14 protein-coding genes and 4 pseudogenes are annotated in these 17,510 nt (G+C 38.2%); 14 read left to right on the top strand and 4 right to left on the bottom strand.

Features of this window, described 5'->3' with window-relative positions; genetic code table 11:
* Positions 1-43: 43 nt before the first annotated feature.
* From AAZO_RS02460 to AAZO_RS02445, 4 genes and pseudogenes are all read left to right on the top strand, one after another.
* Positions 44-843: pseudogene (locus AAZO_RS02460) on the top strand (PhzF family phenazine biosynthesis protein).
* A 42-nt stretch (positions 844-885) separates the two neighbouring features.
* The gene (locus AAZO_RS02455; protein ID WP_013190046.1) at positions 886-1,311 is read left to right on the top strand and encodes a DUF4332 domain-containing protein; all 426 of its coding nucleotides are present in this window, start codon (positions 886-888) and stop codon (positions 1,309-1,311) included.
* Between the two features lie 75 nt (positions 1,312-1,386).
* On the top strand, positions 1,387-1,569 hold the full coding sequence (locus AAZO_RS28390; protein WP_081462677.1) for a hypothetical protein: 183 nt from the start codon (positions 1,387-1,389) through the stop codon (positions 1,567-1,569).
* Between the two features lie 434 nt (positions 1,570-2,003).
* Positions 2,004-2,222, top strand: a complete 219-nt coding sequence (locus AAZO_RS02445; protein ID WP_144031229.1) for a hypothetical protein — start codon at positions 2,004-2,006, stop codon at positions 2,220-2,222.
* A gap of 1,124 nt (positions 2,223-3,346) precedes the next feature.
* On the opposite strand, the gene cobS is transcribed toward AAZO_RS02445, so the two are convergent.
* Positions 3,347-4,114, bottom strand: a complete 768-nt coding sequence (gene cobS, locus AAZO_RS02440; RefSeq protein WP_013190045.1) for an adenosylcobinamide-GDP ribazoletransferase — start codon at positions 4,112-4,114, stop codon at positions 3,347-3,349.
* A gap of 406 nt (positions 4,115-4,520) precedes the next feature.
* On the opposite strand from cobS, the gene AAZO_RS02435 reads away from it, so the two are divergent.
* The 5 genes from AAZO_RS02435 (at position 4,521) to psbM (ending at position 7,139) form a co-directional block, all read left to right on the top strand.
* Complete coding sequence (locus AAZO_RS02435; RefSeq protein WP_013190044.1) at positions 4,521-4,973, top strand: hypothetical protein; 453 nt, start codon at positions 4,521-4,523, stop codon at positions 4,971-4,973.
* A 34-nt stretch (positions 4,974-5,007) separates the two neighbouring features.
* Positions 5,008-6,192, top strand: coding sequence for a tRNA guanosine(34) transglycosylase Tgt (gene tgt, locus AAZO_RS02430; RefSeq protein ID WP_013190043.1), 1,185 nt, complete (start codon positions 5,008-5,010; stop codon positions 6,190-6,192).
* Between the two features lie 82 nt (positions 6,193-6,274).
* A complete protein-coding gene (locus AAZO_RS28385) occupies positions 6,275-6,412 on the top strand; it encodes a photosystem II reaction center protein K (RefSeq protein ID WP_013190042.1) in 138 nt (45 codons plus the stop codon).
* A gap of 195 nt (positions 6,413-6,607) precedes the next feature.
* Positions 6,608-6,904, top strand: coding sequence for a 2Fe-2S iron-sulfur cluster-binding protein (locus tag AAZO_RS02425; RefSeq protein WP_013190041.1), 297 nt, complete (start codon positions 6,608-6,610; stop codon positions 6,902-6,904).
* Positions 6,905-7,025: 121 nt separating this feature from the next.
* A complete protein-coding gene (gene psbM / locus AAZO_RS28380) occupies positions 7,026-7,139 on the top strand; it encodes a photosystem II reaction center protein PsbM (RefSeq protein ID WP_013190040.1) in 114 nt (37 codons plus the stop codon).
* A 126-nt stretch (positions 7,140-7,265) separates the two neighbouring features.
* Here the strand turns inward: psbM and AAZO_RS02420 are convergent, their stop codons facing one another.
* From AAZO_RS02420 to AAZO_RS02415, 3 genes are all read right to left on the bottom strand, one after another.
* The gene (locus AAZO_RS02420) at positions 7,266-8,117 is read right to left on the bottom strand and encodes a universal stress protein (RefSeq protein ID WP_013190039.1); all 852 of its coding nucleotides are present in this window, start codon (positions 8,115-8,117) and stop codon (positions 7,266-7,268) included.
* A gap of 569 nt (positions 8,118-8,686) precedes the next feature.
* Positions 8,687-8,878 (bottom strand): hypothetical protein, encoded by a 192-nt coding sequence (locus AAZO_RS34770; RefSeq protein WP_187289583.1) that lies wholly within the window; start codon positions 8,876-8,878, stop codon positions 8,687-8,689.
* Positions 8,856-10,961 (bottom strand): M3 family metallopeptidase, encoded by a 2,106-nt coding sequence (locus AAZO_RS02415; protein ID WP_013190038.1) that lies wholly within the window; start codon positions 10,959-10,961, stop codon positions 8,856-8,858. The genes AAZO_RS34770 and AAZO_RS02415 overlap by 23 nt, the downstream gene beginning before the upstream one ends.
* Before the next feature lie 233 nt (positions 10,962-11,194).
* Here AAZO_RS02415 and AAZO_RS02410 point away from each other — a divergent pair, with 233 nt between their 5' ends.
* From AAZO_RS02410 to AAZO_RS02385, 5 genes and pseudogenes are all read left to right on the top strand, one after another.
* On the top strand, positions 11,195-11,980 hold the full coding sequence (locus AAZO_RS02410) for a dienelactone hydrolase family protein (protein ID WP_013190037.1): 786 nt from the start codon (positions 11,195-11,197) through the stop codon (positions 11,978-11,980).
* A 556-nt stretch (positions 11,981-12,536) separates the two neighbouring features.
* The gene (locus AAZO_RS02400; RefSeq protein ID WP_228371459.1) at positions 12,537-12,908 is read left to right on the top strand and encodes a hypothetical protein; all 372 of its coding nucleotides are present in this window, start codon (positions 12,537-12,539) and stop codon (positions 12,906-12,908) included.
* Positions 12,909-12,914: 6 nt separating this feature from the next.
* Positions 12,915-15,025 (top strand): annotated as a pseudogene (locus tag AAZO_RS02395) (hydantoinase/oxoprolinase family protein).
* A gap of 61 nt (positions 15,026-15,086) precedes the next feature.
* Positions 15,087-15,800 (top strand): annotated as a pseudogene (locus AAZO_RS02390) (Uma2 family endonuclease).
* Between the two features lie 80 nt (positions 15,801-15,880).
* A pseudogene (locus AAZO_RS02385) lies at positions 15,881-17,439 on the top strand (hydantoinase B/oxoprolinase family protein).
* The last annotated feature ends 71 nt before the right edge of the window (positions 17,440-17,510 follow it).

Raw genomic sequence — 17,510 nt, 5'->3', positions numbered from 1 at the left:
TTTGCGCCTCCGCGTGAAATATTTTGTAATTCTTGCTGATTTTATGAACCAAACAATTACCCAACTTGATGCCTTCACCAACATACCATTTAAAGGAAATCCTGCGGTAGTATGCGTATTAGAAACTTCTCAACCAGACGACTGGATGTAAAAAATAGCCCAGTTACTGAACTTATCAGAAACAGCCTTTTAACTAAACAAAACGACAAATATAACTTACGTTGGTTTACTCCAAGGGTAGGAGTTCTCCTTTGTGGTCATGCCACTTTAGCCAGCGCCCATATATTATGGTCAGAAGGACATTTATAACCTGATGAAGAAGCACGATTTGCAACTAAAAGTAGCAGATTGATTGCTAAACTCCAAGGTGATTGGATAGAGTTAAATTTTCCGGTCGATGATTCCCAAGCAATTCCCACACCAGCAGAATTAAATGATATTTAAGGTGTAGAATATCAGACTGTATATTTAAATTCACTGGGTTATTTAGTAGAAGTTGCATCTGAAGATTTGGTACGAGAAATCCAACCCAATTTTCAAAAAATCAAAATGTTACCATTTGGTACGCTGATAGTTACTACTTTGACGGATTCTGGTTCAGATTATGATTTCATTTCGCGTTTTTTTGCACCAGCAGTAGGTATTAATGAAGATCCAGTCACTGGTTCAGCCCATTTCTGTTTAGCACCATTTTGGCGAAATAGGTTAAATAAAGATGAATTTTTAGCTGCTCAGGCTTCTAATCGGGGTGGTATAGTTAAGGTAAGGTATATTGGCGATGCTCGTATTTTTTGGGCTGGACAAGCTATAACTGTGATGCATGGTGAGTTAATTACAAGTTAATTTTTTTCTCAAGTAGAGACGCAAAGAGAAGGAAGAAATGATATGAGTTTAAGATTAAATACTGACTGGCCGATTGAAAATTTACCAGGATTAAATGCAACGGAACAAAACCAATTATTAGATTTTGGTATTAGTACGACTGGGGCATTATTTAAACACGGAAAAACGCCAGAAACAAGGTTAGCTTTGGCGAGTAAATTGCAACTACATCTTCAATATGTGAACAAATGGATAGCCTTAGCAGATTTAGCACGTATTCCTAGTGTGGGTACACAATATTGTGGTTTATTACTTCATACAGGTATGATTTCTGTGGCACAATTGGCGCAAACTCCTACTCATATATTACACCAACAAACTCTGCGTTTGCAGGTAGCAACACTGCAGAGACGTGATTTGTGTCCAGCTATAGAATTAGTAAAGCAGTGGAGTCAACAAGCGGGAACTTTTGTGACTGCTAATAAGTAGGTGACAGGTTAAAAGGTAAGGATTCAGGTGGTGGGGTATTAACAGGTGTGATAGGTGAGGCAGAATATAGCAGTCATGGAAAAGAAGCTGCCACCAAAACTAGACAGAGAGATATTGAAGCAGTTGGGAATAGAGCAACTGGTAGAAATCATTATTGACCAGGGGAAAAGTATAGAGAACCTAAGAAATAGAGTAGTAGAACTGGAAAAAGAAATAGAGAAACTCAAAGTCAGTAGAGATTTAGAGACCATAACATGATCCAAACCACCATCGGGAGACATCCTCAAAAAAAGCGATAACAAACAACAAGAGAAACAAGAAGAGAACCAGACACGAAAACGGAAACCAGGAGGACAACCAGGGCATAGGGGAAAAAGGAGAAAGGTGTTTGGTGGAGTAGATAGAATAGATTTGAGATAGTGGCACGGCAAGTGTGTGGGTGGTAAGGTCAGGGGCAATTGTTTGGCGAACCAATAAAAATCCAAACACAACAAGTAGGGGAGTTGGTGGACAGGCCAATCCAAATAGTAGAATATGAAAGATATACGTAGATTTCCAGTGTGTGTAGGGAAACACAAAGGGCACACTGGTCACCAGAGATAGTACCGGGACAAGATATAGGAATCACAGGACAAGCTTTTTTGGGATGGATCAATAACTAGGGCCATTGACCCTATGAAAAAGAATACTTCTTGTTGTGGGAACTGTGGGAACTGGGTCAAATAGAAATTGGAGTGGGAACATTAGTAGGTACCAATGAAGGAATAGATGGTCCAGTGGCTCAAAGTATTCATAGCCTCAAACAGTGGATAAAACAAACCCAGCCTCATATCCTTGGGGATGAAACACCCTGGGTAGTCAAAGGGGTGAAACAATGGTTATGGATTGTTACCAATAGTAACTTCCCTTGATTTCATGGGTCTGATACTCCTTATCCTGGCGAATTAGAATCTATTCTGGGTTCAAGTTACTCTGGTGTACTTAGTTCTGATGACTTTACTGCCTATAACGGTTATCCGGTCACAGCTCAACAGAAATGTCAGGCACATCTACCCTACCCCGTCACTTCAAGATACTAATCAAGATTCCTGGCTTCAATCACCAAGAAATTGGCACAACATTCATGGACATCATAGATGAAGGTTTTAAAAACTACCCTTTATTCCAACAAACCTAAAACCTTCATGAATTCTTGACTTGCCCATCCTAGTTTCAACCAAAAGTTGAATCTTCCATTCATTAGACCTCTTGCAGAATTAATTTTATGTTATAATCAGGGCTTGTATTTGGTTTGGCCAAAAGTTAGAGTTACAGGGGGATGTTTGAATTAGCGAGCCCAAAGAACACCAAAAATACATCAAATCTAAAACTCTCCATCATACCACAGAAGGAATTTTGCAAGAGGTCTATTCATTGATTGATAAAGCCCCAGGGGAACCTGGTAAACTTTTACCTTCCTTAGGCAATAGACCTTGATCATAATTTAGCTGAACTAAGGTTAGGTTTAGCACTGACACAAAGAAAAGTCTGTGGTGGTTCTCTTTCTCCGGAGCTATTCCAACATCCTGCCAATTTATTGACCGTTATACAAACTTATCGCCGTCAAGGGCTTTCTCTAATTGAGTTTTTTGACCAACCTATGAAAGCCATGGTTCACTCTGCTTTCCATACACCTTTTTTAATCCCTCTTCCTTAGACCTGAATCCTTACAACTTTAGAAGGTATTTTTGTCTAAGTTTTATCAATACCTATGACTTCCAACAGGGAGACACATTAATAGGTTTGGTATCTAATAAATAAACATTGGAGATATGAATTGAATTTATTAGTATTTTTTATATTTAAGTTTAGATACATCATTATCTGTAGGTATTTACCAGTAGTAAACTAGCTTAAATGCAGCACAAAAGCACATTTTAGTATCTGTTACCAAAAAATATGTTTAAAAAATCTTTACTAAATCAAAATTCTAGGCAATTTTCGCACCTAGATTAGTGGGAACTTATGATGCCCAAACAGATATGATAATTTTTATTCAATTAAAACTGGTGAGTACACACAAAAATAAGGCTTCAGTCCACTCGACTACTGCCCCATAAGTATCTCCTGTATGTCCACCTAGTTTATGATTAAACCACGCTCCTGTTAAAGTTGCGAGCGCACTCCCAGCTAAAATCATACCCACAGATAAAACTAAATTTTGGGGATTAATGAACCATATTACACCACTCAAACCCAGCATTAACAATAAGCTTGGTAATAAATCTTTCTCAGAATGAATAGCCTGTTTATGCAATGCACCTTTACCTGTCGGTTTTAGGTAAGGATATCGACAAATAGCCACCTGTTGTCCCCACCTTCCCCAGCCACAAGCAGCTATTAATACTAAGTAGCGATTTTCTGGCATATCTGTCAAAGCAGTTATTTTCAATAATACTATAGCGATCGCACTCATGGCTCCGAACGCACCCGTAGCACTATCAGCCATCACCTGTAACCGTCGTTCTGGATTCGTCACCGCTAACCCATCAGCAGTATCCATTGCTCCGTCTAAATGGAGCCCACCCGTAGTAAAGATCCAAATAATTACTACTAATGCACTACGAGTTAATATTGAGAAATTTAGATAATTAAATGTTGTATCTAATAAACCTAAAATCCCCCCAATCATCAATCCTACAAGTGGGGCAAAACAGGCTACTCTACCAAATTCTAAACTTTTGATATACGGTAGAGGAATAGCAGTATAGAATATAATAGTTGCTACCAAATCTAACAGTTGCTGTTTGCACCAATACAACATTTTATTTTTTTCATAAAAAGTATAATTAAAGCTAGATTTATGTAATTGCTTACGTAATATTCACACTATTAACATCCAGAGATATTCCAGCCTTTTGTAAAGCTTCAGCCATAAATAGAGACTTACGCTACAAAGTTTGTTATGCTAATTTTGTTATGCTAATTTAGTTAGTATACAAAGAAAAATGTCAAACTTAATACAAAAGTATTACTGAGAAAACCAGCAGAAATTAATCATGGGTGGATTCAGATGCTCTGCCTGTACTTATCTCAACTAAGTAGTTGACTTCGGATTGTTGGACGATCACCCTACTAAGTTGATATTTTGGAAATAGTAGGGGTCAAAAGCTAGGCAATTGACTTTTTAGCTGTGTTGTCACTCACCTTCCCTCAATAGCCATTTTTCTATGAGTCATCATCTACCCGACACCAGGATACCCGCTCCGTGTATTGTTAACACTGGCATTATAGTCAATAAGCTCGACATCAGACGATTACTGACTGATTTAGGTCGAGTCCACTACATCTACACCCAAGACAACAAGCTACTGAGCGAAGGTGACGGGGATGTAATGGAAGTATTTGTTCATCATCAAAGATCTACAATTGTTGCTAATCATGCCTTGTATCTGAATATTAATAGTTTTGACTGCCTGGAATTAAAACAGCCATCCGAAAAAGAATCTTTCTTTGATTTAATCCAAGAAGATATCTGTTTGCGTTTAATTCCCCTATCTACACCATTACAAGAACGATACGAGCGCCACTTTCAAGGTACCACCATAGAAGCAATGATGGATCAAGTGCTATCAGCAAGATGGGATGCAGAAATTGATGATGATTGTTCTGATTGCTTTTAAGAAAAGGGAGCGTCAACCCAATGACTAATGACTAATGACTAATTTTTCTTTTCAACTTCTAGCTACCTGTAGTCAGACGAAAGCCAGAGCCGGAGTATTTTCTACTCCTCACGGGCCTGTAGAAACTCCCAGATTTATGCCTGTAGGAACACTGGCAAATGTTAAAACCATTACCCCAGCTCAACTCAAAGATACTGGAGCGCAAATGGTTTTATCTAATACCTATCATTTGCATATTCAACCAGGAGAAGCAATTGTAGCTGCAGGTGGTGGACTGCACAAGTTTATGGGGTGGAATGGTCCCATGCTCACAGATTCCGGTGGATTTCAAGTTTTCAGTCTCAGTGAAATGCGGAACATTACAGAAGCAGGTGTAACTTTTCGCTCACCTTATAACGGACAAGTAATTGAATTAACACCAGAACGTTCCATAGAAATTCAAAATATTTTAGGGGCAGATGTCATCATGGCTTTTGATGAATGTCCTCCCTATCCCGCTACCCGTCAAGAGGTGGAAGCAGCCACAGACCGCACTTACCGCTGGTTAGAACGTTGTATAGTTGCACATCAGCGCACTGATCAAGCATTATTTCCCATCGTTCAAGGTGGTGTGTATTTAGATTTACGCGCTTGTGCTGCGGAAGCCCTAGCAAAATTAGATATGCCAGGATACGCTATTGGTGGGGTGAGCGTGGGTGAACCACCAGAGTTAATGGCAGAAATTGTGAAGACCACAGCCCCACTGTTACCACATAATAAACCCCGTTATTTGATGGGTGTGGGTACCTATCGAGAAATGGCCATAGGGATCGCTTCTGGTGTAGATTTATTTGATTGCGTCATCCCCACCAGATGGGCGCGACACGCAACAGCGATCGTATCAGGTGAAAGATGGAACTTGAAAAATGCTAAGTTTCGTGAAGATTTTACACCATTAGATGAAACTTGCCCTTGTTATGCTTGTCAAAATTTCAGTCGTGCTTACATTTCTCATTTAGTGCGAGCGCAAGAAATATTAGCTTATACATTGTTAAGCATTCACAATATCACCGAATTAGTTCGCTTCACCCAAAAGATCCGCGAGTCAATTTTGAGCGATCGTTTTATTACAGACTTCGGTCACTGGCTAAAAGATGAAGAGGTGACTGGGGACTATGGGCTGGGGACTGGGGAAGATGGGAAAATTACTTCCCCATCTTCCCCAGTCCCCAATAAGTAAAGACTAATAACTAATGACTAAACCATGTTAAGATACTTCTCAATTATGAAAGATGTGTTGGATTAGTTGGATTTAAACAAACATGGAAGCCGCACTATTATTAGCAAAACTGCCTGAAGCTTACCAAATCTTCGAGCCCTTGGTAGATGTACTCCCAGTAATTCCTGTTTTCTTCTTGTTACTTGCTTTCGTTTGGCAAGCAGCAGTTGGTTTCAGATAAATTAATTTATCTTCAATTTTGTGGACAGGTAAAATACACCTGTCCTATTTTTTGTGACCTTATTTTTTTAAAACTTTGTATATTATATATCTTAATATTTTGCAATAAAAAATTAGTATGATTAAGTAAAATAATGTAACAAGCTAGACCAAAAAAAAGCCAAAAGCCACACTTACACTCAGAGAGGAAACAGTTATGGGAAACATCAAATTCGTCAAAGAGAATAAAGAAATAGTGGCGGCAGATGGTGCCAACCTCCGACTCAAAGCCATAGAAAATGGCATTGATATCTATAAGTTCTTGGGAAAAATGACAAACTGCGGTGGTTACGGCCAGTGTGCTACCTGCATTGTCGAAGTTGTTGAAGGACTAGAAAACCTCTCACCCCGTACCGATTTTGAAAACCGCAAATTTAAGAACAAGCCCGATAACTATCGTTTAGCCTGTCAAACCATGGTTAATGGACCTGTCAGCGTTATCACCAAGCCTTAAATTTCTCTATTACCTGGAGATTAGTATTTGCAGACACAGAAAACTTGGGATAACTCTGTCATCTAAGGTGCTATTCTAAAATTAATGACTGAAAATTAATTTAAAGAGAGGCGATCTTGCCATGCAAGTTAATGACCTGGGGTTTGTAGCAAGCATTTTGTTTGTGCTTGTTCCCTCTGTTTTTTTAATAATTCTTTACATCCAAACTGCCAGCCGAGAAGGTGGAAAAAACTAAGAGTTTGGAGATGAAATAAAAACCTCTCCACCATTGGTGTAGAAGGTTTTTATTTTTGAGGACGTAAAAAGTAACAGGCAAAATGCAGAAGGTAGAAATTAAGTTTTTACCCTACACCCTTACTATTTATCCTACAGTCCGCGCCAACAATACCGGACAAGGCGCATTAACTCGCACATAATCAGATAAAGAAGCGCCAATAAGACGATCTAAATCGACAAATTTCTTAGCAATAGATGGACGACGGTCTGGAGAACCCAGCAGCAATAAGTCCACATTCAGTTCTTCAGCTAAACGGCAAATTTCTTCACCAGGTTTACCACTGCTGGTTACACAACGGACAGGAATATTTTGTTTTTCAGCTTCTGCAACGGCATTTCCCAAAACTGAATTTCTTTCTGGCTTGATATCAGTAATTCCTGACAATTTTCCGCATAAATCTGTATTGATATGTGACAGAATCAACTGACCACCTTCAACACCTTGCAACAAAAATAAAGCTATTTTCAAGCAATTTGTTGATGCTTCTGAATTATCTGAAGCAACCATGATGCGCTTAATTCTTTTGACATAAATGTCATCTTTAACCAACAACATGGGACGAGAAGACAACTGGAAAACATACTGGCTGACAGAGTTAGCTAAAATTGATTGTAGTCGCTTCAGTCCTCTTGAACCCATAATAATTAAGTCAGCATCCATTTCTTCAGCTACTTGACAAACTACATCTTTGGGATCACCTTGTCTCAAAATAGAAGAAACCCGACTAGGGTCTAAATTCAAAGACTGTATGGCATTAGCCAGAATTTTGCCACCTTCTTCCCATTTATCCGTCATTGCAGCTGCAGTGCTTTGTGGGGGTACAACGTGCAGAACTGTGACTTTTGCAGATAGGATAGATGGCATTTCTTTCAATGTCTTCATCATTTCTTCTGCGTGTCCCAGTCCAGAGACAGCCAGCAAAATTTTTCGTATCATCTTCCGTAATTGTTCTTAAGGTTTCTTTGGGTTTCCCTGCTAGTACTGAGCATCAGAACTGATGTTCTCCGCTTCACTCAAAAATCTAGTCAGTAATTAGGCGCAAATAAAGCTTAGTCATTGGTCATTGGATTTACTTATTGGTATTTAGTCATCAGTCTTTAATCATGACAACTCAAATTAACCAATGAGCAAAAAACTAATAAAAGGTTAAGTTTCTTTGCGATTAGTTACTTAAAATTGCAACTAGACTTTCCATAGATTAAGCATACTCTCAATTTAGCCTAATAAACTTTACGAAATATGATATTAGTTACTATTTTTAATCTAAATTAATTTCTCTAAATTAGACTTATTTTAACTTTTACTAAAAAAGTTAAATAAATAAAAGAATATTCTATCAATTATCCAAACAATACAGAATTTTACTTCAAAAATATAATTTTTCGTAAGCATTAAGGTGGAAGGAAACAGGGTGTAAAGAAGATAAAGAAAATGCACTAACATACCGCAGATTGCAGATAAATGAGGGACAGAATCTAAATTGAAACCTAGACAGGAAGCAATTTTTACTCCTGACTCCTGACTTCTGACTCCTGACTTCTGACTCCTGACTTCTGACTCCTGACTTCTGACTCCTGACTCCTGACTCCTGACTCCTGCTGTAATTGTGGTCCGACAAGAGGATATTTCGGATTACGAACTTGAAGGGCGGGTAAACTCCGCCCAAAACAGTTTTTAGATAGTAGGCAACAAACCATTATGTTTGAGTAAAGCCGTGGTACTCGGTTCTCGATGTCGGAAGGCTTGAAAAACTTCCATTGGGTGCATACTACCGCCCAGTGCTAATACTGTGTCTCTGTAAAGTCTACCAGTAACATAAATTGCTTCTTCATCTTCTAGTCCAGCTTCTTCAAAAGCAGCAAAAGCATCCGCACTGAGAACTTCAGCCCATTTGTAGCTGTAGTAACCGGCTGCATAACCTCCTTCAAAAATGTGACCGAATGCACATAGAAAACCATCTTCAGGTAGTGGCGGTAAAACGGTAGTGGTTTTAGCAATGCGTTGACGCACATCTATGGGAGTTTCGTCACCACTAGGACGATAGCGGTAGTGTAGTTCTAAGTCCACGCTGCTGAGGTGAATTTGACGCAACATTGCCGAACCACTCATATAATTACGTGATGCTAAGAGCTTTTGATAATAATGTTCTGGTAGAGGTTTACCTGTTTCATAATGTTTAGCCATATCAAACAAAGTGGGACGGTCATAACACCAGTTTTCCATGAATTGACTAGGTAATTCTACTGCATCCCATTCAACGTTATTGATGCCTGCAGCTCCAGTATAATTAACCTTGGTGAGCATGTGGTGTAAACCATGTCCAAATTCGTGGAATAAGGTTTCAACTTCATCAAAAGTCATTAAACTAGGCTTGTGATCAACTGGAGGAGTTTGGTTGCAAATCAAATAAGCTACAGGTAAGCGGATGCTAGTTATACCAAGTTCTGTGATTTTGCGGCGATGAATACAGGCATCCATCCAAGCACCACCACGTTTTTCAGCGGGACGGCTGTAGGGGTCTAGATAAAAGTAGGCGATCGCATTAGCATATTTATCAGAGATTTTAAAATAGCGTACATCTTCATGCCAAACAGGGGCTTGACCATCAGCTGGTGTCACCGTTACACCAAACAGGCGTTTAATTAGCCCAAATAAACCATCTAGCACCTGGGGAAGAGGGAAATAAGGACGTAATTCCTCTTCAGTAAAAGCAAATTTTTCTTCTCTTTGACGTTCAGCCCAAAAGCTGATATCCCAATGTTGTAAATTATCTGCTTCTGCTGCTCCCTTGGATTGAGCAAAAGCTTTAAGTGCTTCTAAATCTTTAACAGCCGCATCATAACTAGCTTGGCGTAGTTCTTCTAACAGCTTTTCCACTGCGGGGACATTCTTCGCCATCTTACTAGCCAAACTCAATTCAGCAAAATTATCAAAGCTAAGTAACTCTGACAATTCTTGCCGCAGTTCTAAAATACGTTCAATCAAAGGATTATTATCCAATTCCCCGAAAGAAGCACGGGTAATATAAGCCTTGTAAAGTTTTTCGCGCAAATCCCGCCTAGTGCTGTGCTGCATAAACGGGAAATAACTGGGAAAATCCAACGTAATATGCCAAGGACCTGTTTCTGGAGTCGCATATTCTTCTCCAGCAATGCGAGCAGCTTGGGCAGCTAAACTTAGTAAACTGCTAGGTAAACCCTCTATTTCTGCTTTGGTAGTGAGAATTAAGCTAAAAGCTGTAGTCGCATCCAAAAGATGATTAGAAAACTTGGTAGCCAGTTCCGCTAACTCCATCTGAATAGCATTAAAACGCTCTCGCGCTTGTCCTTCTAAGCCGACACCAGACAATTTTGCATCTCGAATAGCCGCTTCAATAATCCGCTGCTGGGCTGATTCTAAGGTTTCCCAAGTATCGCTGGCGCGGAGTGCTTTAAAAGCCTTGTATATAGGTTTACTTTGTCCAAGGGTATTAATAAACTGTACTACTAGTGGCTGAACCTTTTGATAAGCTATCCGTAGCTCTGGGCTATTTTGAACACCCATTAGATGGTTCAGGATGCCCCAACTCCAATGCAGCCTTTCTGTTAGCTTTTCTAGAGGTTCTACTAAACCATCCCAAGTAGGTTGGACATTAGCTTCTAAAATATTTAGCTGTTGTTCCAAATCTGCTAACAGATGCCTGAAAGCTGGTTCTACTTGTTCTGGTGTAATCTCTGCAAATGCAGGTAAACCAAAGCCTTGGAGTAGAGGATTTTGAGAAATAATAGCAGTTGCACTCATGGTTTTATGTTAGTAGCCGATTAATAAGCGGAACAATGGTTTTTATTTATTAACTAATAATGTACCGCTACTAAACAATTTAACCTTGCTAGAATGGCAGTCTTATGAATTGCTGAAAATCAGCCATAAAGCAGAAGTAAAATTTTTGAAGTAGGGGGTATGAGATTGCACCCGTTTTGGTTGGCTTTACGGGGATAATCAAGGGTGATGAGTGTCTTAGTATTTACAGCATCATGAAAACTCTACTTTCTGTTTTGTTTACACCTGTGGTTATATTATTTACCACTATGGATGTATTGGCAGCTATTAAGACCAAAACAATTGAATACAAGCAATGTGATACAGTATTAGGAGGGTATTTGGCTTATAATGACGCGATCAAGGGAAAGCGTCCTACTGTGTTAGTGGTTCACGACTGGACTGGCTTACAGTCTTTTACAAAAAAAAGAACTGAGCAACTAGCCAAACTGGGTTATGTTGCCTTTGCGGCTGATATTTATGGTAAAGGGATCAGACCAGAAAATATCCAAGAGTCAGGAACGCAAGCAAAAATTTATCGTGATAATAGATCATTAATGCGCGATCGCGTCAATGCTGGAGTACAAGTTTTACAAAAATATCAATTAACTGATCCCAAACGTATTGCTGCCATTGGTTACTGCTTCGGTGGTGGTACAGTCTTAGAATTAGCACGTACTGGTGCTAATATTCAAGGTGTAGCCAGTTTTCATAGCAACCTCGATACCCCCAACCCCGAAGATGCCAAAAACATCAAGTCAAAGGTTTTAGTATTACATGGAGCCAATGATCCCTTTATCCCACAAGAACAAGTCCAAGGCTTTGAAAGAGAAATGCGACAAGCCAATGTAGATTGGCAATTAATATCCTACGGTGGTGCAGTTCATTCCTTTACTAATCCAGAAGCAAAAAACGGTCCCAAGGGCTCACTTTATAACCCAACTGTAGAGCAGCGTTCTTGGAAAGCAATGCGACAATTTTTTGCAGAAATATTTCGTTAAGGAGAGAGCAAAATTGTAAATTTTAGCTAAGACTTCAGAAGTCAGGAGTCAGGAGTCAGAATGTTTGAGAAATTGGTTAATTATGAAACAGGTATTTTTGGTGTTAGCCTGAAAAAGTGGACTGCTGATGGCTGTTCGCGTAGCGTGCCGTTAGGCATTAGCTGAATGATTACGATTTTAGATTTGGGATTAAACAATCTAAAACTTAAAATATTACCTGCCGTGCCTCTGGTTCTCCAATACCAATCCAAAATTAAAATGGCAGGAGACAGAAGAGAAGAAAGTAGGCTGAATCAGCTTTTTGGGCTTATTAGATTCTTTCACTTCATATATTTTGATATTTGTGAAAATATCCTGGGCCTTGCACTGAAAAACTCCCTACACCCCTGCCTCTCTACTTTCCTGCCCACGCAAGCTATCAAAAATCACATCAAATTGCTATAATAAAAACCCCTTAGTCAAAATTAATCCAAAGACCAACAAAATGCACAGAAATTCATCTGACTTTGAAAAAGTCTTACTTGGCAATTTTGAAGTGCACCAATATTTGTTAAAAATGTCGGAAGTTGTCAGAAAGTATTTCCCTGAAAATACAAGTGAAGCGGAATTATGGTGCGAAAAAATGTTTGAAGGATTTAAAATGTTCATACCTAATGCAGAGTCATTAATAGATGGGATGTTGAAAGTATGTTTTTGGCAACAATCATCTGAAGATGGTACTTTTAGTTTTAGCGCCCCCTACAAATTAGATCACATAGAATTTCATTCAATTTGGGACGAAATAACTCAAGTAGATGCTTATTATAGCTATTGTGGAAATTGGGCTTACAGCGGCTGGGCGACAGAATATAAAATATCACCTGATATAGTTAAAGATATTTGTGTAGAGCTTTTTACCTTGTTTCAGGATTTAACAATATCTGTATAGGCTAAAATGTTGAAAACTTTTGCAGACAGAGGTGGCACATTTACAGATATTGTTGCTGTCACCAAGAATCAGACAATAATAAAGAGACTCCTAAGTTATACAGAACGTTTTTTAATTGTCCCTCTACCTAACCATCAATGGGTAATAGTCTATAAATTATTATCAGACAATCCTGAACAATATGAAAATGCAGTTATCCAAGGAATTCGGGATATTATCGGAATGTCTGCTAAAGAGTCTATTCCCAGCAAAGGTATAGAAATAGTTAAAATGGGAACAACAGTAGCTAGAAGTGCGCTCTTAGAAAGACATGGAGATAGAGTAACTTTGGTCATTACTAAAGGATTTAAAGATCCCTTGAGAATTGCTTATCAAAATCGCCCCAATATATTTGCCAGACAAATTATTTTACCTAGCATAATTTATGAGAAAGTAATTGAGGTAGATGAGAGATATGATGGTAATGGACATGAATTAACACCTGTAAATATTGAACAATTTAAAGAAGATTTACAAACAGTTTACAACACAGGAATTAGAAGTTGTGCAATTGTATTTATGCACAGTGATCGCTATGCTAAACATGAACAATAAGTAGCTACAATTACCCAAGAAATCGGATTTATACAAATCTCTATATCCCCTCAAATAAGTCCATTAATAAAACTCATCAGCAGAGGAGATACAATCGTTGTTGATGGTTATTTAACTCCTATTCTCCGTCGCTATGTTAAGCAAGTAGCTAGTCACTTACCCAACGTAAAATTAATGTTTATGAAATCCGATGGAGGGTTAACCAACGCACAAAAATTTCAAGGGAAAGATAGCATTTTAACTGGTCCTGCTGGTGGTATTGTCGGTGCAGTTCAAAGTAGGAAAAGAGCAGGTTCTGATTTAATTATTACCTTTGATATGGGAGGAACAAGTACAGATGTTGCTCACTTTAAAGGAGAATATGAAAGACAACTAGATTCAGAAATTGCAGGTGCGCAGATGCGAGTTCCCGTATTAGCAATTAATACCATTGCTGCGGGTGGCGTTCAATTTTAGATTTTGATGGTTCTAGTTATCGTGTAGGAGCAGAATCTGCTGGATCAAATCCTGGACCAGCTTCTTACCGACGTGGAGGACTATTAACAGTCACAGATGCTAAGGTCATGTTAGGCAAAATTCAGCCTGCATATTTCCCTGCAGTTTTTGGTAGTGAAGGTAATTTACCCCTAGATAAAGAAATTGTCATTCACAAATTTACCCAAGTAGCTGAAGATATCGCATGTGTGACAGGAAATAGTCGTACTCCTTAACAAGTTGCATCGGGTTTTATTAGCATTGCTCTTGAAAATATGGCAAATGCTATTAAAAAAATCCACCTCCAACGTGGTTATGATGTCAGTCAATATGTACTGTGTTATTTTGGTGGTGGAGGTGGACAAGTTACTTGTTTAATTGCTGATACTTTAGGAATACAAAAGATATTTTTGCACCATTTTGCTGGAGTTCTTTCTGCTTATGGAATGGGGTTAGCTGACGTGATAACTACCAGAGTACCCAGAGTAGAACAGCCTTTAAAGCAAGCACTAATTCCTCAACTACAGCAATTAATAGCATGTTTATAAATCGAATTCCGTAGCGGATTAAACCACCAAGAAGAAATCAAACTAGAAGAAGAAGTAATCGAAAAAGTTAATTTAAAGTATGAGGGTAATAATTCAATTTTCACAGTTGACTTTACCTCAGATGTGACCTTAATACAACATCGTCTTGAAACTGAAGATAAATCAAGATATGGTTTTATTCAAACTGAAAAACTATTAATTATTGAATCTATTTTTGTAGAAGTAATCCAAAAAATGGATACTCCTGAAGAACCAGTCATCATTCGTAAACGCCCTGGAGAGGAAACACCCCAGCCTGTAGAAATAGTAAAAATATTTACTCGTGACGTGAAAAATAGGATGATACACCAGTTTATCTACGAGAAGATTTACAACCAGAAGATTCTATAAACAGTACTGCATGCAATCATTGTTGAAAAAACCAGCACCATTGTAGTTGAACCTAACTGGCAAGCCATATTAACTAAGCGTAATCATTTAATTTTGCAACGTCTTGTTTAATTAGATTTATAGCTACTGTAATTAATGCTAAAATCAACACATAACTACTTGCTATCATATCATGATGATTACTCAAGAATTAGTAGATGAACAAAATATCTCTGAAGATGTAATTTTTCCTCCCAGTGGTTTATCACTATATAAACCACCAGTGGAAACAGAACTACATTTAGAGCCAGTTATGGTCTTAATTAAATGTCTTAAATGGTTATGGAAGGATAGAACTGATTTCGATGCTGCGGGAAATTTAAGTATTTATTATAGTCCTAACTAGAGAAAAACCGAAAACTTTCGGGGACCTGATTTTTTTGTAGTCTTAGGAACTGAACGCAAAACCCGTAAAAGTTGGGTAGTGTGGGAACAAGACGGTAAATATCCTCATGTAATTGTCGAAATTCTCTCACCAACAATAGCTAAAACTGTTAGAGAATCTAAAAAGGAACTTTATCAAGATACTTTCCGCACACCAGAATATTTTTGGTTTGACCCTTATACATTATAATTTGTAGGTTCTCAGTTAATAAATGGCAAATATCAACCAATAGGAACCAATAAGAAGGACATTTATGGAGTGAATAATTGAGTTTGTATTTAGGAATTAATTCATGAGGGTTTATTACGTTATTTCACATCTGAAGGGAATTTAGTAAGCACACCTGAAGAAACCGCATAATTAGGAATTCTAGAATTAGAAATTACGGAATTAGAAACTAAAAGAGCAGAACGTGAAGCATCAAAATTGCGGGAATTAAGTATTAAGCTAGATACGATTTAGAAACATCTGATAAAGTAGACTAGATTGATGCAAAGAAAGCCACCCTAACGTTTATTTTGAAGTTGGAAATAGGGTTAAAGATGTACACCACATCTCAACCAGATCCAGTCCGTTTAGAAATATCTAAAAATCTCTATCAGTTCATCTCATCTTAGAACAAATGGGAATTATTTTGCAATATACAGCAGCATCAGTATCAGTCAATATTAAAGAGCGTCTAGATTTTTCCTGTGCTATTTTTGATGTTTCTGGTTTATTAGTTGCTAATGCTCTTCATATTCCTGTACACTTAGGCTCAATGAGTGAAAGTGTCCGCAGTTTAATAAATGCTTAAGGCCACAATATCAAACCAGGAAATGTGTATTTATCAAATAACCCCTATAACGGTGGAACACATTTACCTCATGTCACAGCCATTACCCCCGTCTTTTTAGAGAGACGCCAAAATATTTTTTTCCGTTGCTTCCCGTGGGCACTAAGCGGATATTGGTGGTATTACTCCCGGTTCTATGGCTCCTCACAGTACCACAGTAGAAGAAGAAGGAATGATTTTTGATAATTTTCTCTTAGTTGCAGAGGAAGAATTTCAAGAAGCAGCAGTAAGAGAATTCTTATTAAATCATCCTTATCCTAGTCGTAATTCTGAGCAAAACATTGCCGATTTAAAAGCCCAAATTGCTGCTAATAAATAAAAGGGGAGTTCAAGAACTTGTGAAAATGGTCAATCAATATCAACTAGAAACAGTTAATCCTTATATGCAGTTTGTCCAAGATAATGCGGAGGAGTCAGTCACACGCGCAGTTGATATTTTGAAAGATGGTTCATCTATTTATGAAATCGATAGCGGTGCAATAATCCAAGTAGTGATAACAATTGACCGGTATAATCGTCGTGCAAAAGTTGATTTTATAGGGACATCTGCACAATTAAATAGTAACTTCAATACCCCCAAAGCTGTAACTCAAGCTGCCGTTTTATATGTATTTCGGACTTTAGCTGATGATAATATTTCTCTCAATGCAGGTTGTCTCAAACCTTTGTAAATCATTATCCCTAAAGGAAGGTTGTATGTTAAAACCAACTTATCCAGCAGCAGTATTAGCAGGTAATATAGAAACTTCGCAAACTATTGTTGATGCTTTATATGGTGCTTTGGGTGTGATGGCCGCTTCCCAAGGAACAATGAATAATTTCATTTTTGGTAATCAACAATATCAATATTATGAAACTATTTGTGCCGGTTCTGGTGCAGGAATTAATTTTGATGGTAGCGATGGGGTTCATACCCACATGACTAATTCTCGTTTAACTGATCCTGAAGTTTTAGAAACCCGTCATCCTGTGCAGGTGGAAAGTTTTAGTTTACGTCCTCATAGTCGAGGAAAAGGAAAATATTCGGGTGGAAGTAGGGTAATTCGCCGTATTAAATTTTTAGAAAAGATGACTGCAAATATTCTCTCTAGCCATCGTTTACTTCCTCCCTTTGGATTAAATGGTGCAGCAGGGAGACAGGTAGGACACAACTGGGTACAACGTCAAAATGGCACTGAGGAAATCTTAGGTAGTACAGCAACTGTAGAGATGCAACTAGGGGATATTTTTGTGATCGAAACTCCAGGAGGTGGGGGTTGTGATTGATTGATTAGTGGGAAAAAGCAAAGTGTAGCTTCTTCTGGTTATGTTTCTTGGTTGTAACCAATAAATCTTCT

Origin of the sequence: 'Nostoc azollae' 0708 (genome assembly GCF_000196515.1) — a bacterium.
GTDB classification, from domain to species: Bacteria; Cyanobacteriota; Cyanobacteriia; order Cyanobacteriales; family Nostocaceae; genus Trichormus_B; species Trichormus_B azollae.
Note: the sequence above shows the minus strand (reverse complement) of the source record. Positions and strands in the feature narration are given on the sequence as shown.